Genomic DNA, 21,521 nt, shown 5'->3' with positions numbered 1-21,521 from the left:
GCGATGCCACCACACGATATGCGTTCGCTGTGGGGGACTTCCGACGGAACGGCAACTGTTCGGTCACAGCGGGGATCTTGAGGCAACCCGTAACCCGTCGATGCGCCCGCGGTTGTAGCGACAGGGGCTGCCGTGGCGCCCGCCGCCGAACCGCGGGCCGGCAGGGACCGAGACCTTGGCCGAGCCGGTGCCCCGGAGCGTTCGTGAGCGGGCCGTCGGGCCGGGCCGTGGCACCGCCCCATCGCGCACGGCCCCCTTCGTCACCAGGAGCGACCTTGACCACCTCTCCCCAGTCCACCGTCGATCTCCTGGACCATCCCGATCCGCACACCGCGGCCCAGGCCGCCGCCGTGGAGAACCTGCTGCGCTGCTGGGTGCGCGAGGCCGGCCTGCCCGCACCCGCCGACGGCCTCCTCCGGGTGCCGCTGCCCGCCAGCGGAGTCGCCCTGCTGGTCCCCGTCCTCTACTGGTCCTCGACGGGCATGCACCGCTTCGGCCTGCCCCGCCTGGCGGGCGCGCCCGAGCAGACCCCGCCGGTGGACGCCGTCATGGTCGCGGCCCTGCTGGCCCGCGAGGCGAACCCGGGCGACGGCCGGACCGGCCAGCGCGGCGGTGCCCGGCCGGGCACCGCCGACGGCGAAGGCGTCGACCTCGTGGCACGCGTCGCCGACTCCGTCCGCCGTACCGCCGCCTTCATCGGCGAGCGCCGGGAACGTCCCGCCGACGCTCCCGACCTGTTCCTCGCCGCAGAGCAGTCGCTGGTGCTCGGGCATCCGCTGCATCCGACCCCGAAGAGCCGCGAAGGGCTCTCGGACGGTGACGCGCGCCTGTACTCGCCCGAGGCGCGCGGTGCGTTTCCTCTGCACTGGCTCGCCGTCGATCCGTCCGTACTGGCCACGGACTCCGCCTGGACCGAGGGCGGCCGCCCGGTCCCCGCCGCCGTGCTGACGGCCAGACTCGCCGGCCGCGGCCTGCCGCTGCCCGAGGGCTTCGCGGCGCTCCCGATGCACCCCTGGCAGCTGCGCGAGGCGCGGCGCCGGCCGGAGATCCGGGCCCTCCTCGACGACGGACTGCTCCGGGACCTCGGCGCGCACGGCCCGCCCTGGCACCCGACCTCCTCCGTGCGCACCGTCCATCGCTCCGGGGCCGCCGCGATGCTCAAACTGTCGCTGGGGCTGCGCATCACCAACTCACGGCGGGAGAACCTCCGCAAGGAACTCCACCGTGGTGTCGAGGTGCACCGCCTCCTGCGGGCCGGTCTGGCCGGGCGGTGGCGGGCCGCCCACCCCGGCTTCGACATCGTCCGGGACCCGGCCTGGCTCGCCGTCGACGGTCCTGACGGCCTCCCGCTGACAGGTCTCGACGTGATGATCCGGCACAATCCGTTCGCCCCGGCGGACGACGTCACCTGCCTCGCCGGTCTCGTCGCACCACGGCCGAACGGACCGAGCGGACCGAGCGGACCGAGCGGACCGAGCGGACCGAGCGGGCAGAGTACGGTCGCCGGCGCGGCTTCCCCGGACCAGGCCGCCGCCCCACGCTCCCGACTGGCCTCGATCGTCCAGAGCCTCGCCCGACGGACCGGCCGGGCGGCCGGAGCGGTCGCCGCCGAGTGGTTCCTGCGCTACCTGGAACGGGTCGTCCGTCCCGTCCTGTGGCTCGACGGCGAGGCGGGCATCGCCTTGGAGGCGCACCAGCAGAACACCCTTCTCCTGCTGGACGCCGACGGCTGGCCCACGGGCGGCCGCTACCGGGACAACCAGGGCTACTACTTCCGTGAGTCCCGCCGCGCGGATCTCGCCGCCCGGCTGCCCGGGATCGGCGAGGCCAGCGACACCTTCGTGGCCGACGAGGTCACCGACGAGCGCTTCTGCTACTACCTGGGCATCAACAACGTCCTCGGTCTCGTCGGCGCGTTCGGCTCGCAGCGGCTCGCCGACGAACGACTGCTGCTCGCCGCCTTCCGGCGCTTCCTCGCGGACGCCGCCCACGGCCCGGGTCGGCTGCGCAGTTCGCTGCCGGCGCGGCTGCTCGACTCGCCCGTCCTGCGCTGCAAGGCCAATCTGCTGACACGGCTGCACGGCCTCGACGAACTCGTCGGACCGGTGGACACCCAGTCCGTCTACGTCACCCTCCCCAATCCGCTGCGTCCCTGAGCGGGGCCTGCCGTCCGCGCGCCGCCACTGCCGTCCGCCCGCGGCCGCCACTGCCGTGCGTCCGCCTGAGAGGAGACCGCCGTGCGGTCGGTCGAGACCGGAACCGGAGCCCGCCCCGTCCCCGCCGCCGTCCCCGCGCTCGGTGTCGGTGACTGGGGGGTCGCCCGGACGCCCGTGGGTGCGTTCCGCCTCGTCCCGGTGCGCCTCGAGCGGGACCTGTCCCTCGTCGGCTGGTGGATGAACGACCCCGCCGTCGCGGCGTTCTGGGAACTGGCGGGGCCCCACCGCGTCACCGCGCGACACCTGCGGGAACAACTCGCCGACGGCGGGCGCAGCGTCCCGTGCCTCGGTGTGCTGGAGGGGCGGCCCATGAGCTACTGGGAGATCTACCGGGCCGATCTCGATCCGCTGGCCGGCCACTACCCGGCCCGGCCGTACGACACCGGTATCCATCTGCTCATCGGCGGTGCCGCCGACCGGGGCCGTGGTCTCGGGAGCCTGCTGCTGCGCGCCGTCGCCGATCTCGTCCTGGCCGGCTCGCCTGCCTGTGCCCGGGTGGTCGCCGAGCCCGACCTGCGCAACGATCCGTCCGTCGCCGCGTTCCTGAGCGCCGGTTTCCGGTTCTGCACCGAGCTCGACCTTCCCGCCAAACGGGCCGCCCTCATGGTCCGGGACCGGAGCCTGCGTGATCTGCTGTGAGCCCCCTCACCGCTCTTCGCTCGCCCTCACCGTCCCGCACCTGTCCTCACCGGCCCGCACCTGTCCCCATCGGTCTTCGATGCTCTTCGGCGGTCGGGTGCGGTCGCCTGTTGATCGTCGGCCGGTCGTTTCCCGTCCCGACCCGCTCACCTTCGTCCGCCTCACCTCCCCGCAGCGAGAGGCCACCGTCTTGATCCCTTCCCTCCCGTCCGCCTCGACCGCCCGATTGTCAGTGCCGCGCCGTAGGGTGGTCGCGCTATGACGAAGCCCTCACTCCCCGAACTCCTGCATGCCGCCGTCGCCGCCGTGGGCGGCACGGAGCGCCCCGGCCAGGTGACCATGGCCGAAGCCGTCGCCGAGGCGATCGACGACGGCTCCCATCTGCTGGTCCAGGCCGGCACCGGCACCGGCAAGTCGCTCGGCTACCTCGTGCCCGCGCTCGCCCACGGGGAGCGCGTCGTGGTGGCGACCGCCACGCTGGCCCTGCAGCGCCAGCTCGTGGAGCGGGACCTGCCGCGCACGGTCGAGGCGCTGCACCCCCTGCTGCGCCGCCGCCCGGAGTTCGCGATGCTCAAGGGCAGATCGAACTACCTGTGTCTGCACCGACTCCACGAAGGCGTCCCGCAGGACGAGGAGGAAGGCCTCTTCGACCAGTTCGAGGCCGCCGCGCCCACCAGCAAACTGGGCCAGGACCTGCTGCGACTGCGGGACTGGTCGGACGAGACCGAGTCCGGTGACCGCGACGATCTGACGCCGGGTGTGTCCGACCGGGCCTGGGCGCAGATCTCGGTCTCCTCCCGGGAGTGCCTGGGGGCGACGAAATGCGCGTACGGCGCCGAGTGCTTCGCCGAGATGGCCCGCGAGCGCGCCAAACTGGCCGAGGTCGTCGTCACGAACCACGCCCTGCTCGCCATCGACGCCATCGAGGGCGCCCCCGTCCTCCCGCAGCACGAGGTGCTGATCGTCGACGAGGCGCATGAACTGGTCTCCCGGGTCACCGGCGTCGCGACCGGTGAGCTCACCCCCGGCCAGGTCAACCGGGCCGTACGCCGGGCGGCGAAACTGGTCGACGAGAAGGCCGCCGACCAGCTGCAGACGGCCGCCGAGGGCTTCGAGCGGCTGATGGAGCTGGCGTTGCCCGGCCGTCTGGAGGAGATCCCGGAGGATCTCGGCTACGCGCTCATGGCGCTGCGCGACGCCGCGCGGACCGTCATCTCCGCCATCGGATCGACCCGCGACAAGTCCGTCCAGGACGAGGACGCGGTCCGCAAACAGGCGCTGGCCTCGGTCGAGTCGGTGCACGACGTGGCGGAGCGGATCACCAACGGATCCGAGTGGGACGTCGTCTGGTACGAGCGGCACGACCGCTTCGGCGCGTCCCTGCGCGTCGCCCCGATGTCGGTGTCGGGCCTGCTGCGGGAGAAGCTCTTCACGGACCGCTCCGTCACCCTCGCCTCGGCGACGTTGAAGCTGGGCGGCGACTTCAACGGCGTGGGCGCTTCGATGGGGCTGGCCCCGGAGGGCACGCAGGGGGAGGACGTCCCGCAGTGGAGGGGCATCGACGTCGGCTCGCCCTTCGACTATCGCAAACAGGGCATTCTGTACGTCGCCAAACACCTCGCGCGCCCGGCGCGGGACGGCGACCGCGCCGACATGCTCGACGAGCTGACCGAACTGATCCAGGCGGCCGGCGGCCGCACTCTCGGCCTCTTCTCCTCCATGCGTGCGGCGCAGCTCGCCGCCGAGGAACTGCGCGTGCGCATCCCCGAGTTCCCGATCCTCCTCCAGGGCGAGGAGACGCTCGGCGAGCTGATCAAGAACTTCTCGGCGGATCCGCAGACCTGTCTCTTCGGCACGCTGTCGCTCTGGCAGGGCGTCGACGTCCCCGGCCCCAGCTGCCAGCTCGTCGTCATGGACAAGATCCCCTTCCCGCGCCCCGACGACCCCCTCATGAGCGCACGCCAGAAGGCGGTGGAGGAAGCCGGAGGCAACGGCTTCATGGCCGTGGCGGCCACGCACGCGGCACTGCTCATGGCGCAGGGGGCGGGCCGCCTCGTCCGGGCGTCGGGGGACCGCGGCGTCGTCGCCGTGCTGGACCAGCGGCTGGCGACGGCCCGTTACGGCAGCTATCTCAAGGCGTCCCTGCCCGACTTCTGGTACACCACGGATCCCCAGCAGGTCCGCAGGTCGCTGACGGCGATCGACGCGAAGGCGAAGCAGGCGGAGGCAGAGACGGAATAGAGCCCGGGCGGTGAAGGCCCGGGCCCGTCGAGGACCCGGGCCCGCGACGGGCCCGGGCGCAGCACAGGGCCCCGGAACCGGCGCAGGGATCCCGGGGCCCAGTCAGGGGGACGGGGAAGGCCCGTCCGTCGCCGTGCTCAGACGCGGCGGAGTACGGCCACCACCTTGCCGAGGATCGTCGCGTCGTCGCCGGGGATCGGCTCGTAGGCGGCGTTGTGGGGGAGCAGCCACACATGGCCGTCCTCGCGCTTGAAGCGCTTCACGGTGGCCTCGCCGTCCAGCATCGCGGCCACGATGTCGCCGTTCTCCGCGACGGGCTGGCGGCGCACGGTGACCCAGTCGCCGTCGCAGATAGCGGCCTCGATCATCGAGTCGCCGACGACCTTCAGCACGAACAGCTCGCCGTCGCCGACCAGCTGCCTCGGGAGCGGGAAGACGTCCTCCACCGACTCCTCGGCGAGGATCGGACCGCCGGCGGCGATACGCCCGACGAGCGGGACGTACGACGCGGCGGGCTTGCCCGCGGTGTCCGTGGGCTGCACGGAGGCCGCCTGGTCGGAGCCCCGCACCTCGTACGCGCGCGGGCGGTGCGGGTCACGGCGCAGGAAGCCCTTGCGCTCCAGTGCCATCAGCTGGTGTGCGACCGAGGAGGTGCTGGACAAGCCGACCGCCTGGCCGATCTCCCGCATCGACGGCGGGTAGCCGCGCCGTTGGACGGAATCCCTGATGACCTCGATCACCCGTCGCTGCCGGTCCGTGAGTCCCGAACTGTCCGCGCGGATGCCTGGAGGTCGGCCCGGCAGGGAACGCTTGTGTCCCTCGGGATTCATGGCTTCGTTCATCGCATGCACCGGCTCGAGTCGGCCCTGGGAGCGGTCCTGGGCGGTGATGGTGGCACTGTCTGCGGTGGTGGTCACGTCGGCCCCTCTCGGTTGTCTCCCTGCTGGACAACGGTAGTGGCTTTCGAAAGGTTGCGCCAAACACACGTTCGAGTGAAAAAGCGCGTATCGCCTGACTTGATCACGTGTCGGGGTGTATGGCTGACCCGGCTTCCCGGCGGAGGGCCGAGGCGGCCGACGAACCCGTTGTTGTACTCTTCACCGCCGGAGTCGATGACCTTGTGAGGCGTGGCCCCAGTCTGCCATCCGGCCCCCCGTGGATCAGGAACGGGCCCCGCTCTGCGCGAGAGTCCCACCGCTCCTCCTTGCCGCGCTCACGGTATCGCCGTACGCACCCCGGCGATACGGCCGCACGCGCGTGCGTGCGTCGGGCGCGCGCGACGTCACGTGTGCGGCGGCCGTGAGTGCCGTGGGCGCGTGTGGGCGTGCGTCCGGCGGGCATGCGGACGACAGGCGCTGCGTGGGCGTTCCCGGGTGCTCGGCGTGACCGTCGGAACGCGTGCGGTGAGATCGTCGACGCGACACGCGATACGGCCTGGTTGTATGAGCCAATCCCTACATCTAGTGGTTGGATGACGGCAGCGGCCCAGAAGTTGTGGTCCCCGGTGTCTTCGGATGCTCATGGATCCCCTATGCTTGGGGCTGCTTCGAGGGGCCCGTGAGGCCTGGCGAGGCCATGGAGTCTGCTGTGAGGAGGGTTGGAGTTCATGCACTGCCCCTTCTGCAGGCACCCCGACAGCCGTGTCGTCGACAGTCGGACCACGGACGACGGCACGTCGATCCGTCGGCGCCGTCAGTGCCCTGACTGCTCCCGTCGGTTCACGACCGTGGAGACGTGCTCGCTGATGGTGGTCAAGCGGTCCGGGGTCACCGAACCGTTCAGCCGCACGAAGGTCATCAACGGCGTGCGCAAGGCATGCCAGGGGCGGCCGGTCACCGAGGACGCTCTCGCTCAGCTCGGCCAGCGGGTCGAGGAAGCGGTGCGGGCCACCGGAAGCGCCGAGTTGACCACCCATGACGTGGGGCTGGCCATACTCGGTCCGCTGCAGGAACTCGATCTCGTCGCCTATCTGCGGTTCGCCTCCGTCTACCGGGCGTTCGACTCGCTCGAGGACTTCGAGGCCGCCGTCGCAGAACTCAGGCGCGGGCCGGGAGGGTTCGACGCGGACGACGACGACCGCGCGGACGACGCCCGGGCCGAGGACGACACAGGAGCCGTCGCGGGGAGCCAGGAAGACGGCGGCGGGCCGGCGGGGGCCGTACAGGTCCCCGAGCCCGCCCACGCCACCGACTGACCGACGGGCCGGAACCGGACTCGCGAGTCCGGGCGGCCGGTGCGGCGGCGGACGAAGACCTGCTGTGGGCGGTGGCGCGTGGACGCCCGCAGCACCAGACAGAACAACGTGTCACGGGAACAACGTGGCATTTCAGGGCGTTTTCGCCCGCAGAGGGAGGCGGCATGACAGAGACGGCGAGCGGTCCGGCGCGAGGTTCCCGAGCCAAGGGCTCCAAGACCACCAAGGGCCTGCGTATCGAGCGTGTCCACACCACCCCCGGAGTTCATCCGTACGACGAGGTGGTCTGGGAACGCCGTGACGTCGTCATGACCAACTGGCGCGACGGCTCGGTCAACTTCGAGCAGCGTGGCGTCGAGTTCCCCGACTTCTGGTCGGTGAACGCGGTCAACATCGTCACCAGCAAGTACTTCCGGGGCGCCGTCGGCACCCCGCAGCGCGAGACCGGGCTCAGGCAGCTGATCGACCGCATCGTGAAGACGTACCGGAAGGCCGGCGAGGACCACAGCTACTTCGCCTCGCCCGCCGACGCCGAGATCTTCGAGCACGAGCTGGCGTACGCCCTCCTGCACCAGATCTTCAGCTTCAACAGCCCCGTCTGGTTCAACGTGGGCACCCCGCAGCCCCAGCAGGTCTCCGCCTGCTTCATCCTCGCCGTCGACGACTCCATGGAGTCGATCCTCGACTGGTACAAGGAAGAGGGCATGATCTTCAAGGGCGGCTCCGGCGCCGGCCTGAACCTCTCCCGCATCCGCTCCTCCAAGGAGCTCCTCTCCTCGGGCGGCAACGCCTCCGGCCCGGTCTCGTTCATGCGCGGCGCCGACGCCTCCGCCGGCACCATCAAGTCCGGCGGCGCCACCCGTCGCGCGGCCAAGATGGTCGTCCTCGACGTGGACCACCCGGACGTCGAGGACTTCATCGCCACCAAGGTGAAGGAGGAGGAGAAGATCCGCGCCCTGCGCGACGCGGGCTTCGACATGGACCTGGGCGGCGACGACATCACGTCCGTCCAGTACCAGAACGCCAACAACAGCGTCCGCGTGAACGACGAGTTCATGACGGCCGTCGAGAACGGCACCGAGTTCGGCCTGCGCGCCCGGATGACCGGCGAGATCATCGAGAAGGTCGACGCCAAGGCGCTGTTCCGCAAGCTCGCCGAGGCCGCGTGGGCCTGTGCCGACCCGGGCATCCAGTACGACGGCGTGATCAACAACTGGCACACCTGCCCCGAGTCCGGCCGGATCACCGCGTCGAACCCGTGCAGCGAGTACATGCACCTGGACAACACGTCCTGCAACCTCGCCTCGCTGAACCTGATGAAGTTCCTCAAGGACGACAGCAAGGGCCACCAGTCCTTCGACGCCGACCGCTTCCAGAAGGTCGTCGAGCTCGTCATCACCGCGATGGACATCTCCATCTGCTTCGCGGACTTCCCGACCCAGAAGATCGGCGAGAACACGCGCGCGTTCCGCCAGCTCGGCATCGGCTACGCCAACCTCGGCGCCCTGCTGATGGCGACCGGCCACGCGTACGACTCCGACGGCGGCCGCTCGCTGGCCGGCGCCATCACGTCCCTGATGACCGGCACGGCCTACCGCCGCTCCTCCGAGCTGGCCGCGGTCGTCGGCCCGTACGACGGCTACGCCCGCAACTCCGACGCCCACAACCGCGTCATGAAGCAGCACTCCGACGCCAACGCCACGGCCGTCCGCATGGACGACCTGGACACCCCGGTGTGGGCCGCCGCCACGGAGGCCTGGCAGGACGTGCTGCGCCTCGGCGAGAAGAACGGTTTCCGTAACTCTCAGGCGTCCGTGCTCGCCCCGACCGGCACCATCGGCCTGGCGATGTCCTGCGACACCACCGGCGTCGAGCCCGACCTCGCCCTGGTCAAGTTCAAGAAGCTGGTCGGCGGCGGCTCGATGCAGATCGTCAACGGCACCGTGCCGCAGGCCCTGCGCCGCCTGGGCTACCAGGAGGAGCAGATCGAGGCGATCGTCGCCCACATCGCCGAGAACGGCAACGTGATCGACGCTCCCGGTCTCGCGCACGAGCACTACGAGGTGTTCGACTGCGCCATGGGCGAGCGCGCCATCTCCCCGATGGGCCACGTCCGCATGATGGCCGCGATCCAGCCGTGGATCTCCGGCGCGATCTCCAAGACGGTCAACATGCCGGAGACGGCGACCGTCGAGGAGGTCGAGGAGATCTACTTCGAGGCCTGGAAGCTCGGCGTCAAGGCCCTCGCGATCTACCGTGACAACTGCAAGGTCGGCCAGCCCCTCTCCGCGAAGACCAAGGAGAAGGAGAAGACCGAGGTCACGGAGAAGACCGAGGAGACGATCCGCGCCGCGGTCGAGAAGGTCATCGAGTACCGCCCGGTCCGCAAGCGGCTGCCCAAGGGCCGTCCCGGCATCACGACCTCGTTCACGGTCGGCGGCGCCGAGGGCTACATGACCGCCAACTCCTACCCGGACGACGGTCTCGGCGAGGTCTTCCTGAAGATGTCCAAGCAGGGCTCGACCCTTGCCGGCATGATGGACGCCTTCTCCATCGCGGTCTCGGTGGGCCTTCAGTACGGCGTGCCGCTGGAGACCTACGTCTCGAAGTTCACCAACATGCGCTTCGAGCCGGCCGGCATGACCGACGACCCGGACGTGCGGATGGCGCAGTCGATCGTCGACTACATCTTCCGGCGTCTGGCGCTCGACTTCCTGCCGTTCGAGACGCGTTCCGCGCTCGGCATCCACTCCGCCGAGGAGCGCCAGCGCCACCTGGAGACCGGTTCGTACGAGCCGACCTTCGAGGAGGAGAACGTGGACGTCGAGGGCCTGGCCCAGTCCGCCCCGCGTCAGACGGACCTCAAGGCCGTCGCCACGCCGAAGGCCGAGGTCGAGGCCGTCGAGCCCGCCCCGAAGCAGGTCCACACCAGCGCCGAACTGGTGGAGATGCAGCTGGGCATCCAGGCCGACGCCCCGCTCTGCTTCTCCTGCGGCACGAAGATGCAGCGCGCGGGTTCCTGCTACATCTGCGAGGGCTGCGGGTCCACGAGCGGCTGCAGCTGACGTCGCAAGTCCGCTGGAACTGATCCAGCTCGTCAGGGCGGTGGAGCCGATGTCCGGCTCCGCCGCCCTCGGCGTCTTCGCGCCCGGCTCGCGGTCAGGGGCGGCGCATCCGGCCCATGATCCGCGTGAACGTCGACGGGTCGTCCTCGAAGCCCTGGACACCGGAGTGGAACGACCAGCTGTCGGACGTCTCCCGGACGAACTCCGCGACCGTCGCCGCCGTCGCGCCGAGGACGTCGCCGAAGTCGTCCTCGGCCAGGACGGTGTAGCCCTCCCTTATACGGAAGGCAGGGTTCAGCACGCTGACGAACGTGCGGTGCTCCTGGATCTGCTGGATGACGACGCCGATGACCACGCGCGCGTACCGCGCGTCCAGACGGTCGAGTTCCAGCGTCATGACCTCGTCCCAGCCGAAGCCCTTGCCGTCCTTGCTGTCCCGGTTGAGATAGATCGTGCCGTCGGGGGAGCGGCTGTCGAAGTGCACCACGTAGGCAGGCTCGCCCTGCGGGTCGTCCGCCAGATACGTCGCGGCCACGATGTCCAGGTCGGTGGGCGGCCGGCCCGCCGGGCTCGGGTCCCACTTGAGCGACATCTCGATCTTGCGGATGCCCTTGTTGAGTCCGCTCACCGGACTTCCCCTCCCCGTTTCCCCGTCTGTCTGCCGTCACCCCGAACTGCTCGGCCGCCAGGGCCGGTTGTCCATCCTGCCACGCGCAGTGCGCCGTCGCAGGCCTGCTCTCTCCCGGAGAGTGACCAACGCCACGCCCTGTGGCCTTACCATGGCGCGGTGCTGGTCAAGTGGATTCGCTGCACCGTGGTGGACCGCCGCGGTTTCGAACGGGGACAGCGAAAGTGGGCGGGGCTTCTGGGGGAGCCGGGGTTCCGGGGGCAGGGCGGGGGCTGGAGCAGGGCACGGCCCTCCGTCGCGCATGTCTTCGCCTTCTGGGAGAGCCGCGCCTTCTACGACTCCTTCATGGCACGCTCCCACGACCGGCTGGCGACAGCTCAGGCGGGCACGTTCAAGGACGCACAGGCACGGCTGTTCGACTACCGCTTCGACGTGAAGACCGGCTTCGAGCCCCGCTTCACCGACTCCGACGTGGTGCGGGTGGCCCTGTGCCGGGTCCACGAGGAACGCGCCGAGCACTTCACGCTGATGCAGGAGAAGGTCTGGAACCCGGCCATGGCCGGCTCGCCGGGCATGATCCGGGGCATGTTCGCCGAGGCGCCGGGCCACGAGTTCCTGGTGCTGTCGATGTGGAGGTCGCAGGCCGAGCACGGCAAGTACCGCACCGAGCGGGTGGAGCGGCTCGCCCTCCGTGCGCAGACGGAGGCGGACATCGCCTCCCTCACCGGTGACATCGTCGAACTCGAGCCGGCCTGGACGGTCTGATCCCGCAGCACAGGGGACGCCCTGAGCCCGCAGCACGGGGGTGGGGACGTACGCCGTCATGCGCCTTCCGGCGCGGGATCGGTGTGACCTACGCCGTATGGAGGCCGTCGGAGTGCTCGATCGGGCGTCGGTCGATCTAGGGTCTTGGCATGGCACGACCACGGCGCATCGTCCTTGTCCGGCACGGCGAGTCGACGGGCAATGTTGATGACACCGTCTACGAGCGAGAACCCGATCATGCCCTGGGCCTGACGGAGCGGGGCCGCCGGCAGGCGGAGGAGACCGGAAAGCACCTGCGGGAGGTGTTCGGCCGCGAGCAGGTCAGCGTGTACGTCTCCCCCTACCGGCGTACGCACGAGACCCTCCGGGCCTTCCACCTCGACCCCGAGCTCATACGCGTACGGGAGGAGCCCCGGCTGCGCGAGCAGGACTGGGGGAACTGGCAGGACCGCGACGACGTCCAGTTGCAGAAGACCTACCGGGACGCCTACGGACACTTCTTCTACCGCTTCGCGCAGGGCGAGAGCGGCGCTGACGTCTACGACCGTGTGGGGGGCTTCCTGGAGAGCCTGTTCCGCAGCTTCGAGGCCCCCGATCATCCTCCGAACGTGCTCCTCGTGACCCACGGGCTGGCGATGCGGCTGTTCTGCATGCGCTGGTTCCACTGGACGGTCGCCGACTTCGAGTCGCTCGCCAATCCCGGGAACGCCGAGATGCGGATGCTCGTTCTCGGCGACGACGGCAAATACACCCTCGACCTGCCGTTCAACCGCTGGCGGGAGCCGGAGCCGTACGGAATCACCGGAGATAGAGTGGCAGAGAGATGACAGCCGATTCCTCGCCCGCAGGGCGCCTCGACCGGGCCCTCGCCAGTCTGCGCGGTCTCGCCGTGGGCGACGCGCTGGGCTCGCAGTTCTTCGTTCCGGTGAACTTCCCACTGCTCCAGCGCCGCGAGCCGCCGCCCGGACCGTGGCAGTGGACGGACGACACCGAGATGGCGTGCTCCGTCGCCGCCGTACTGGCGGCCCACCACCGCATCGACCAGGACGCCCTGGCCCGCTCCTTCGCGGAGCACCACGACTTCGACCGCGGGTACGGCCCCGCCGTCAACCGACTGCTGCGGCTCGTCAGGGAGGGCGCGGACTGGCGTGAGCTGTCGGCCGCCCTGTTCAACGGACAGGGTTCCTGGGGCAACGGCGCCGCGATGCGCGTCGCCCCGCTCGGCGCCTGGTACGCGGACGACCCGGAGCAGGCGACCCATCAGGCCGAGATCTCGGCCTATCCCACGCACCAGCACCGGGAAGCCGTGGTCGGGGCCATGGCCGTCGCCGCGGCCGCCGCGCTGGCGGCCGCCCCCGGAGGCCCGCCCAGCGCCGAGGCGCTGCTGGACGGCGTCGTCGCCCTCGTGCCGAAGAGCGCCGTCGGCGCCGGGCTGCGTCGCGCCCGGGACATGCTCGACTACGCCGACGCGGCCACCGTCGCGGCCGTCCTCGGCTGCGGACGGCGTACGTCGGCCCATGACACGGTCCCCTTCGCGATCTGGTCGGCCGCCCGCGCCCTCGGCGACTTCGAGGCAGCGTTCTGGACGACCGCGCAGGTCGGCGGGGACGTGGACACGACCTGCGCCATCGTGGGCGGAATCCTGGCCGGCGGGAAGGCGGGAACGCCGCCGGCCGCCTGGACGCGGCAGGTCGAGGCACTCCCGGAGTGGCTGCCCACCACCGCCTGACGAGCGGCCTTTCGGCCGACGGAGACTCTCCGTGCCCGATGGGAACTCTGCGTGACCGTCCGGCGTTGTCCGGATATCGCTGCGCGACGTGTGCGAAGTCCACGGCGTGACGTATGCGAGCCGGTGCCGGTGTCCGAACCAGGGCCCGGGCCGGGGGCCGGAGCCGGAGCCGGAGCCGGGGGTGATCCAGGGGGTGGGTGTGGTGGGTGTGAGGTTCGCGCTGGTGACGCTGTTCGTGATCATGTCGAGGTCCCGGGGCCGGCGACAGGGCCGCCTCCGGAGCGACCGTCGCTGCGCTGTGGCAGGCGGTGGCGCTCCCGGGGCGGCCCGTGCGGCCGTACGGTCACCCCACCGCGGGACCCGCCGTACCGGACAGCGCTTCCAGGTCGCTCTTGCGGACCCGGATCACGAACCAGGCCGTCACCAGAGCGAGCGCCGCCATGGCGGCGGCCGGCACGAACGCCGTCGAGATGCCGTGGGCGAGCACCTCGTGCCCCCAGGGGGCGGGCAACTGGTGCGTCCTGGCGAACTCCGCCTTCTGTTCCGCGGTGCCGTCCGCGAGGAACCGGGGCAGTTGCTTCTCCGCCTCGCCCTTGCTCGCGGACCCGAAGACGGTCGTCAGGATGGACAAACCCAGCGAGCCGCCCACCTGTTGCGTGGCGTTGAGCAGCCCGGAGGCCGCGCCCGCCTCGTGCGGAGCGACGCCGGAGACCGCCGTGACGGTGACCGTCACGAAGTTGAGCCCCATGCCGAAGGCGAAGACCAGGATGGGCCCGAGCACCCCGCCCGCGTAGGAGCTGTCCGGAGTGATGAACGCCTGCCAGGTGAGTCCGATCGCCACCAGCGCGGAGCCGACGAGCATGAACGGCTTGGGGCCGAGCACCGGCAGGAAGCGCTGCGACAGGCCCGCGCCCGCCGCGATGGCGACGGTGACCGGGAGGAAGGCCAGACCGGCCTTGATCGGGCTGTACCCCAGGATGTTCTGCACGAAGAGCACGATGTAGAAGAACATGCCGAACATGGCGGCAGCGAGGCTCAGCATGATCACGTACGTGCCGGATCGGTTGCGGTCGGCGAACATCTTCAGCGGGGTGATCGGCTCCTTGGCCCGCCGTTCGGTGAACACGAAGCCGATCAGCAGGATCGCCGCCGCCGCGAACGCGCCGAGGGTCAGGCCATCCCGCCATCCCTCCTCGGCCGCGCGGATGAAGGCATAGACCAGGGAAGCCATACCGGCCGTCGACGTCAGTGCGCCCGCTATGTCGAAGCGACCGGGATGCCGCTCGGACTCGTTGATGTACAGCGGCGCGACGACGGCGATGAGCACCCCGATGGGCACGTTCACGAACAGCACCCAGCGCCAGTCGAGCCATTCGGTGAGCATGCCGCCCGCGAGCAGTCCGATGGCGCCGCCGCCCGCGGAGACCGCCGCGAAGACGCCGAAGGCCCGGTTGCGCTCCGGGCCCTCGGGGAACGTCGTGGTGATGAGCGCCAGCGAGGTGGGCGACGCGATGGCGCCGCCGACGCCTTGCAGGGCCCGTGCGGCCAGCAACTGCCAGGGCTCCTGGGCCAGTCCGCCCAGCAGCGAGGCGAAGGTGAAGATCAGGATGCCGGCCATGAAGGCCCGGCGCCGGCCGAGGATGTCGCCCGCTCGGGCGCCGAGCAGCAGCAGCCCGCCGAAGGTGAGCGTGTAGGCGCTGACCACCCAGGTGAGGTCGGTGGTGCTGAACTTGAGCGCGTCTTGAATGTGCGGGAGTGCGATGTTCACAATCGTCGCGTCGAGTACCACCATGAGTTGGCAGGCCGCGATGACGGTGAGCGCGATGCCGGGGTGTCCCGCCCGGCGGGCCGCACCCGGTTTCTGCTTCTGGATCAACTGAGAGGTCGTCACGATGGGTCCCCCACAAGAGCGTTAGTGAACGCTGGCGTTCACTGGCGCGTCAACGGTAGTGAGTCCTCGGTAGTGAACGCAAGCGTTCACTCGCGGCGTCGCCTCAGGGCGTGTCCCCCGCCGCGATCCCACGGGGCCTCGCCTGCTCGGCCTCGCCCCACCCCGCTCCCCGCTTCACCTGCCATCCCCGCTTCACCCGTAATCCCCGCTCCTACTGCTCGCTGGAGAAAGTCAGATGGTTACTTCGCGCTGGACGGCCGCCCCCGCTCAGGCGGCCTCTCCCCGCCGGCGCGGCGCCGTGCTCGAACGTGCGATTCTCGATGCCGCGCTGGATCAGTTGGGCACGGTCGGCTGGAACGGCCTCACGATGGAGGGCGTCGCGGCCGGCGCCCAGACCGGCAAAGCGGCCGTCTACCGTCGCTGGCCGTCCAAGGAGGACCTCGTCGCCGACGCCCTGCGGGCCGGACTGCCCAGGTTCGACCGTGTGCCGGATCTGGGCAGTGTGCGGGCGGACCTGGTGGCGTTGTGCCGCACCGCGCGGGACGCGATGTACTCCCGCCCGGGTTTCGCGCTGCGCTCGGTGATTCACGAGTGCGATCCGTCCCAGGCGGTGCGTTTCCAGGCCCTGATCCTCGAAGGCGTGGTGGAGCCCACCGTCGAACTGCTGCACGAGGTGATCAGCCGGGGAATCGAACGGGGGGAGGTGCGGCCCGATGCGGCGAACAGCTATGTCTTCGACGTCATCCCGGCCATCATGATGTACCGCTCCAAGATGTGCGCGTGCGAATGGAACGACCGTGATCTCGACGAGATGATCGACCAGCTCATGCTGCCTCTGCTGCGGCCGGACGCGGCCTGAAAGGCGGCGCGCCGACGCCGGAACCCGCTGATGCCGCGGCCCGGCGACGGCCGGGGCATACCGGGGTGTCGCTCCGGGATCCGGTCGGCGTAACCTGAGGACGCCATGCCGTACGAACCACCTACTCACACCGTCGAGCGCTCCCTTCGCGCCACGACCGGAGCGAAGATCATTGCCGGTGTCGACGAGGTGGGCCGCGGCGCTTGGGCCGGACCCGTCACCGTCTGCGCGGCGGTCACCGGGCTGCGCCGACCGCCCGCGGGCCTCACCGACTCCAAGCTGCTCACCCTCAAGCGACGCACAGCGCTCTCCGCGGTGCTGCTCGACTGGGTGACGTCGCACGCGCTCGGTCACGCCTCCCCGGAGGAGATCGACGATCTGGGGATGACCGCCGCGCTGCGGCTCGCCGCCGGGCGCGCGCTGGACGCTCTCCCGGTCCGGCCGGACGCGGTGATCCTCGACGGGAAGCACGACTATCTCGGCGCTCCGTGGCAGGTCCGCACGGTGATCAAGGGTGACCAGTCGTGCGTGGCGGTCGCCGCGGCCTCGGTGATCGCCAAGGTTCAGCGCGACAAAATGATGGCCGAACTGGGCATCGACCATGCAGACTTCGGCTTTGCGGACAACGCCGGCTATCCGTCGCCCGTGCACAAGGCCGCACTGGAGGAGCGGGGCCCCACCCCGTACCACCGGTTGTCGTGGGCGTATCTTGATGCGCTGCCCCAGTGGCGGCACCTCAAGAAGGCCCGCAGCTGGGCGAACGGGAGCGCTCCGGAGATCGAAGGCCAACTCGGCTTCGACTTCTGACGACTCCGGCCCCCTGATGTTCCACCCGCTGGCGCGTGCCGTGCCGGCGTTTGATAAACAACAGCTCATGCCTCTCATTCCCGAGGAGCCTCAGATTCACGAGAGTGCCCAGGGTCCCCGCGCGACTCCGGCCAGCGGCCGCACCGCACCGACCCCCCGACCTGTACCCGGACCCCGTCCCGCGGCTCCGTCGCGTCCCGGTCGTCCCGGACCCCTCCGGCCCACGCCGCCGGCGCAGCGCGCGCCGCGTGACGGGGCAGTCAAGCCCGGGCCGTCGGCCCCGGCTTCCCCCGCCGCCGCTACCACTTCGGCGGCTCCCCAGGTCCAGTTGATCCCGGCCTCGGCCGAGGGCGCGCTGGACGCCGCCGAGGAGGCCGTGGACCTCCTCCTGGAGTCGGGCCGCGCCCCGGGGGACGTGTTGGTGATCACCACCGGCGAGCAGCACCCCTGGGCCGCCCACGAGCTCTCCTTCGGTGAAGCTCCCTACTGGGCGCAGCACGACGCAGGCGACGACGTCTTCTACGCCGACGCCGCCGTGGCGGGCCGTGCGGGCGTGCGCCCGGTGGTCGTGGTCGCCGTCAACGGCGGCGATGACACGCTGACCGCGGCGCTGCCGCTGGCTCGTGCCCGGGCCGGCGCCCTGTTGATCTGCTGCGGCGACCCCCAGCAGATCAACGCGGTGCTGGGCGCGGGCGTCTGATCCGCTCCGGCGGCCCCACGGGCCAACGGGCCGCCGGGTGCGCGCCGGGTGCCGGGTGAGTGCGCCCTGGGGCGCGTCGGCTTCACAGAGGCGTCGTGCTGCGACGCCTCTGTGGCGTATCCCGGGCGCCGGCGCACGCTCCCGGCCGATCGCGTCGGCGATCCCGACGCGGGCGGGCGTCGGACCTGCGGGCGGCCGTTGGACCTGAGGCGGGCGTCGGACCTGCGGCCGGCGTTGGACCTGAGGCGGGCGGCCCGTGGCCCCCGCGCCGGGTGACCGGAGATCCTGCGTCCCATGAGCGGTCGTCCGACTGCTGCGGGCGAGATCGGGACGTCCGCGTGGCCTGACGGGGGCACCCTCGTGGTGATCGTCCTGACCGGCCCCCCGGCCCGCAGAACGTCCCCCGGGGTCGTCCGGCGGGGCATCGCCAGGGCGCTCACGGGGATCAGCGAGACGACGGCCGACGGCTCCCGCCTCCATGGCGTGGGCACCACGACCGCCCGGCGAACGGTCGCCCTCAAGGGGCGGCCGTCCGTGCGTCAGCGGGCGGCAGCGCGGCGCAGGACCTCCGAGGCGGCGCCGCCGGTCCGCGGCAGTGGGGGCGGCGCCTCGGAGAGCGCGAACGGCTCGGGGGCCGAGTCGGCGTTGGGCCGTCGGCCGCCCCGGCCCTCGCCGAGGACCTGCCAGCCGTCCCGGGTCAGCGTGATGTACGCCCCGCAGCGCAGCCCGTGCAGCGTGCAGGCGTCCCGCAGGCCCCACATCCACGCGCCGTCCTCCTCCGTCCAGCGCGCGTCGCCGTCACGGCAGTAGAGCAGCACAGCGGTGCGCACGGGGGTGCGGCGCCGCAGGTCGTGCGGGATGACCCGGCGCAGCTGGGCGAGCAGGGCGTTGCGGTACATCCAGCCGTCGGTCGAGGCCTGACGCCGGGTGAACGAGGCGCTCGCCCGTACCCGCTCGTCCGGATCGAGCACGGCCACGATCGCGGTGGCCGGCCCCGGCCGGTGCCGTGAGTGCAGCCCGCTGACGACCTCCCGCGGACTGCGCAGCAGCGGGATGCCGGCCGAGGCCCATTCGGCAGGCTCGAGCAAACGGTTGGCGGAAGTGGCGGACGTGTTCGTCGACAACGATGCCGCCGAGGACGGAGCGAATCCGAAGGTCACGATCCTCCCTTCGGCTACGGCCCACAGACGGGCGGGGCGGATGAGGGGGAGCGCACGCCGCAGCAGAGCCCTAGCGGACTACGGGTGATCCGTGCGGGGAGCGGACCTCAATTCTTCCTTCCGAACTTGGATGCGGCAACGAGCAATTGGGACTGCCGACCGTTATATGGTGGCGAGTGACTTATATCCCTACCCGGTGATTCGCGGCAGGACGCCTGAACCCACCGTTCCAGTCCGGCTCACGGGCCCCGTCGGACCCATCGCGAGACCGCCGTCACGCTGAGTGAAGTGGCTGATTGTCACTGCCATCGGGTTGCATGGAGACATGGACGATCTGGAGCTGCGCACCGAAGCCGACGCCATCCTCGCCGAGCTCGTCGGCGCCCCCGGGGGCGCCGCACGGCTGCGGGAGGACCAGTGGCAGGCGGTGGCGGCCCTGGTGCGGGAGCGCCGGCGGGCCCTGGTGGTGCAGCGCACCGGATGGGGCAAGTCGGCGGTGTACTTCGTCGCCACCGCTCTGCTGCGCCGCCGCGGCTCAGGTCCCACGGTGATCGTCTCGCCGCTGCTGGCGCTGATGCGCAATCAGGTGGAGGCGGCGGCGCGAGCCGGAATCCGGGCCCGCACCATCAACTCGGCCAACCCGGAGGAGTGGGACACCGTCTACGACGAGGTCGAGCGCGGCGAGACCGACGTCCTCCTGGTCAGCCCCGAACGTCTCAACTCCGTCGACTTCCGCGACCAGGTGCTGCCCAAGCTCGCGTCGACGACCGGTCTCCTGGTGGTCGACGAGGCGCACTGCATCTCCGACTGGGGACACGACTTCCGGCCCGACTACCGCCGGTTGCGGGCGATGCTCGCCGAACTCGCCCCCGGCGTACCGGTGCTGGCCACCACCGCGACGGCCAATGCCCGGGTGACGGCCGATGTGGCCGAGCAGTTGGGCACCGGCGGCGGTGAGGCCCTGGTGCTCCGCGGCGCGCTGGACCGCGAGAGCCTGCGGCTGGGCGTGGTCCGGCTGCCGGACGCTGCGCACCGTCTGGCCTGGCTCGCCGAGCACCTGGACGAGCTGCCGGGCTCCGGCATCGTCTACGCGCTCACCGTCGCCGCGGCCGAGGAGGCCACCGCCTTCCTGCGGCAGCGCGGCTTCGAGGTGGCGTCCTACACGGGCCGTACGGAGAACGCCGACCGGCTGCAGGCCGAGTCCGACCTGCAGGAGAACCGGGTCAAGGCGCTGGTGGCGACCTCCGCGCTCGGCATGGGGTTCGACAAGCCCGACCTGGGCTTCGTGATCCATCTCGGATCGCCGTCCTCGCCGATCGCCTACTACCAGCAGGTGGGGCGCGCGGGCCGCGGCGTGGCCCACGCCGACGTGCTGCTGTTGCCGGGCAAGGAGGACGAGGCCATCTGGCGCTACTTCGCCGACACCGCGTTCCCGCCCGAGCCGCAGGTCAGGCAGACTCTCGCGGCTCTCGCCGAGTCCGGACGGCCGCTGTCCGTGCCGGCCCTGGAAACGGCGGTGGATCTCCGGCGCAGCCGACTGGAGACCATGCTCAAGGTGCTGGACGTCGACGGCGCGGTCAAGCGGGTCAAGGGCGGCTGGACGTCCACGGGCGCCGCATGGGTGTACGACGCCGAGCGCTATGCGTGGGTGGCACGGCAGCGGGCCGCGGAACAGCAGGCCATGCGCGACTACGTGAGCACGTCGGGGTGCCGGATGGAGTTCCTGCGCCGGCAGCTGGACGACGAGGGCGCCCGGCCCTGCGGCCGGTGCGACAACTGTGCGGGCCCCTGGGCCGACGCGACGGTCTCGGCCGAGACGCTGACCGGCGCGACGAGGGAGCTGGACCGTCCGGGAGTGGAGGTCGAGCCGCGCCGGATGTGGCCGACGGGGCTGCCCGCCCTGGGCGTCGAGCTGAAGGGCCGCATCCCCGCCAAGGAGCAGTGCGGCGCCGGGCGGGCTCTGGGACGACTCTCGGACATCGGCTGGGGAAACCGGCTGCGCCCGCTGCTGGCCGACAACGCCCCTGACCAGCCGGTTCCCGACGACGTCCTGAAGGCGGCGGTGGCGGTGCTCGCCGACTGGGCGCGCTCTCCCGAGGGCTGGGCCACGAACGGCCCGGACGCCGCTGCCCGTCCGGTCGGAGTCGTCGCCGTGCCGTCCCTGTCCCGCCCGCGGCTGGTCGGCTCCCTCGCCGAGGGCATCGCGACCGTCGGCCGGCTGCCGTTCCTCGGTGTGCTGACCTACGCGGGTCCGGGCGGCGCGCACGCGGCGCGGCGCAGCAACTCCGCTCAGCGCGTGCGGGCCTTGTCCGGTGCGTTCGCCGTCTCCGACGAGCTGGCCGAGGCCCTGGCGGGGTCTGCGGGGCCGGTTCTGCTCGTGGACGACTTCACCGACTCCGGCTGGACCCTCGCGGTCGCGGCGCGGCTGCTGCGCCGGGCGGGCGGGGGAGAGGTCCTCCCGCTGGTGCTCGCCACCGCGGGCTGAGCCTTCCCGGCCATGCTCCTCTGCGCGAGGACCCGACTTCCCTTTCGGTGAGAGCCGTTTGCCCGGCAGGCGGAACGCCGAATGAACGTTGCCGGGCGCATGGGCGCGGTGTTACGGTTTTGCCGAGCCCCGTATGGGCCTA

Annotated in this window: 15 protein-coding genes and 1 pseudogene; 12 read left to right on the top strand and 4 right to left on the bottom strand. The window is 71.2% G+C overall.

Features of this window, described 5'->3' with window-relative positions; all coding sequences use genetic code 11:
• Positions 1-203: 203 nt before the first annotated feature.
• The 3 genes and pseudogenes from OHS82_RS12735 to OHS82_RS12725 all read left to right on the top strand — a co-directional run bounded on the left by OHS82_RS12735 (position 204) and on the right by OHS82_RS12725 (position 5,096).
• Positions 204-2,156 carry an IucA/IucC family protein gene (locus OHS82_RS12735; protein WP_443061778.1) on the top strand — a complete coding sequence of 651 codons (1,953 nt, stop codon included), beginning with the start codon at positions 204-206 and terminating at the stop codon, positions 2,154-2,156.
• A gap of 138 nt (positions 2,157-2,294) precedes the next feature.
• A pseudogene (locus OHS82_RS12730) lies at positions 2,295-2,855 on the top strand (GNAT family N-acetyltransferase); the annotation flags it as partial.
• Between the two features lie 258 nt (positions 2,856-3,113).
• Positions 3,114-5,096, top strand: coding sequence for an ATP-dependent DNA helicase (locus OHS82_RS12725; protein ID WP_057575369.1), 1,983 nt, complete (start codon positions 3,114-3,116; stop codon positions 5,094-5,096).
• A gap of 137 nt (positions 5,097-5,233) precedes the next feature.
• Here OHS82_RS12725 and lexA read toward each other — a convergent pair whose 3' ends face one another.
• Positions 5,234-6,013, bottom strand: coding sequence for a transcriptional repressor LexA (gene lexA / locus OHS82_RS12720; protein WP_057575372.1), 780 nt, complete (start codon positions 6,011-6,013; stop codon positions 5,234-5,236).
• A gap of 689 nt (positions 6,014-6,702) precedes the next feature.
• Between lexA and nrdR the strand changes: the two genes are divergently transcribed.
• On the top strand, positions 6,703-7,290 hold the full coding sequence (gene nrdR, locus OHS82_RS12715; RefSeq protein ID WP_057576192.1) for a transcriptional regulator NrdR: 588 nt from the start codon (positions 6,703-6,705) through the stop codon (positions 7,288-7,290).
• A 164-nt stretch (positions 7,291-7,454) separates the two neighbouring features.
• Positions 7,455-10,355, top strand: coding sequence for a vitamin B12-dependent ribonucleotide reductase (locus tag OHS82_RS12710; protein WP_057575374.1), 2,901 nt, complete (start codon positions 7,455-7,457; stop codon positions 10,353-10,355).
• Between the two features lie 94 nt (positions 10,356-10,449).
• Here OHS82_RS12710 and OHS82_RS12705 read toward each other — a convergent pair whose 3' ends face one another.
• On the bottom strand, positions 10,450-10,983 hold the full coding sequence (locus tag OHS82_RS12705; RefSeq protein WP_057575376.1) for a TerD family protein: 534 nt from the start codon (positions 10,981-10,983) through the stop codon (positions 10,450-10,452).
• Positions 10,984-11,142: 159 nt separating this feature from the next.
• Between OHS82_RS12705 and OHS82_RS12700 the strand changes: the two genes are divergently transcribed.
• The 3 genes from OHS82_RS12700 (at position 11,143) to OHS82_RS12690 (ending at position 13,477) form a co-directional block, all read left to right on the top strand.
• Positions 11,143-11,748, top strand: coding sequence for a YdbC family protein (locus tag OHS82_RS12700; RefSeq protein ID WP_057575377.1), 606 nt, complete (start codon positions 11,143-11,145; stop codon positions 11,746-11,748).
• Between the two features lie 149 nt (positions 11,749-11,897).
• Positions 11,898-12,575 carry a histidine phosphatase family protein gene (locus OHS82_RS12695; protein ID WP_057575380.1) on the top strand — a complete coding sequence of 226 codons (678 nt, stop codon included), beginning with the start codon at positions 11,898-11,900 and terminating at the stop codon, positions 12,573-12,575.
• On the top strand, positions 12,572-13,477 hold the full coding sequence (locus OHS82_RS12690) for an ADP-ribosylglycohydrolase family protein (RefSeq protein ID WP_057575382.1): 906 nt from the start codon (positions 12,572-12,574) through the stop codon (positions 13,475-13,477). Before OHS82_RS12695 ends, OHS82_RS12690 begins: the two co-directional genes overlap by 4 nt.
• 343 nt (positions 13,478-13,820) lie before the next feature.
• Here the strand turns inward: OHS82_RS12690 and OHS82_RS12685 are convergent, their stop codons facing one another.
• Complete coding sequence (locus tag OHS82_RS12685; RefSeq protein ID WP_057575384.1) at positions 13,821-15,368, bottom strand: MFS transporter; 1,548 nt, start codon at positions 15,366-15,368, stop codon at positions 13,821-13,823.
• A gap of 235 nt (positions 15,369-15,603) precedes the next feature.
• Here OHS82_RS12685 and OHS82_RS12680 point away from each other — a divergent pair, with 235 nt between their 5' ends.
• The 3 genes from OHS82_RS12680 (at position 15,604) to OHS82_RS12670 (ending at position 17,734) form a co-directional block, all read left to right on the top strand.
• A complete protein-coding gene (locus OHS82_RS12680; RefSeq protein WP_057575386.1) occupies positions 15,604-16,227 on the top strand; it encodes a TetR/AcrR family transcriptional regulator in 624 nt (207 codons plus the stop codon).
• A 105-nt stretch (positions 16,228-16,332) separates the two neighbouring features.
• Positions 16,333-17,034, top strand: coding sequence for a ribonuclease HII (locus tag OHS82_RS12675; protein WP_057575388.1), 702 nt, complete (start codon positions 16,333-16,335; stop codon positions 17,032-17,034).
• 67 nt (positions 17,035-17,101) lie between these two features.
• Entirely contained in the window at positions 17,102-17,734 is a 633-nt protein-coding gene (locus tag OHS82_RS12670; protein WP_079041011.1) for a hypothetical protein, read from the top strand.
• Positions 17,735-18,273: 539 nt separating this feature from the next.
• Here the strand turns inward: OHS82_RS12670 and OHS82_RS12665 are convergent.
• Complete coding sequence (locus OHS82_RS12665) at positions 18,274-18,894, bottom strand: hypothetical protein (RefSeq protein ID WP_057575394.1); 621 nt, start codon at positions 18,892-18,894, stop codon at positions 18,274-18,276.
• Positions 18,895-19,219: 325 nt separating this feature from the next.
• Here OHS82_RS12665 and OHS82_RS12660 point away from each other — a divergent pair, with 325 nt between their 5' ends.
• Positions 19,220-21,379, top strand: coding sequence for a RecQ family ATP-dependent DNA helicase (locus OHS82_RS12660; protein WP_328433884.1), 2,160 nt, complete (start codon positions 19,220-19,222; stop codon positions 21,377-21,379).
• Positions 21,380-21,521 lie beyond the last annotated feature (142 nt).

It is taken from the genome of Streptomyces sp. NBC_00425 (genome assembly GCF_036030735.1).
Classification (GTDB): Bacteria; Actinomycetota; Actinomycetes; order Streptomycetales; family Streptomycetaceae; genus Streptomyces.
Note: the sequence above shows the minus strand (reverse complement) of the source record. Positions and strands in the feature narration are given on the sequence as shown.

What these genes read in the sequence shown, in the direction of transcription:
- OHS82_RS12725 (WP_057575369.1), top strand. Translation starts at nt 3,114, where the DNA reads ATGACGAAGCCCTCACTCCCCGAACTCCTGCATGCCGCCGTCGCCGCC.
- nrdR (WP_057576192.1), top strand. Translation starts at nt 6,703, where the DNA reads ATGCACTGCCCCTTCTGCAGGCACCCCGACAGCCGTGTCGTCGACAGT.
- OHS82_RS12710 (WP_057575374.1), top strand. Translation starts at nt 7,455, where the DNA reads ATGACAGAGACGGCGAGCGGTCCGGCGCGAGGTTCCCGAGCCAAGGGC.
- OHS82_RS12695 (WP_057575380.1), top strand. Translation starts at nt 11,898, where the DNA reads ATGGCACGACCACGGCGCATCGTCCTTGTCCGGCACGGCGAGTCGACG.
- OHS82_RS12690 (WP_057575382.1), top strand. Translation starts at nt 12,572, where the DNA reads ATGACAGCCGATTCCTCGCCCGCAGGGCGCCTCGACCGGGCCCTCGCC.
- OHS82_RS12680 (WP_057575386.1), top strand. Translation starts at nt 15,604, where the DNA reads ATGGTTACTTCGCGCTGGACGGCCGCCCCCGCTCAGGCGGCCTCTCCC.
- OHS82_RS12675 (WP_057575388.1), top strand. Translation starts at nt 16,333, where the DNA reads ATGCCGTACGAACCACCTACTCACACCGTCGAGCGCTCCCTTCGCGCC.
- OHS82_RS12670 (WP_079041011.1), top strand. Translation starts at nt 17,102, where the DNA reads ATGCCTCTCATTCCCGAGGAGCCTCAGATTCACGAGAGTGCCCAGGGT.
- OHS82_RS12660 (WP_328433884.1), top strand. Translation starts at nt 19,220, where the DNA reads ATGGACGATCTGGAGCTGCGCACCGAAGCCGACGCCATCCTCGCCGAG.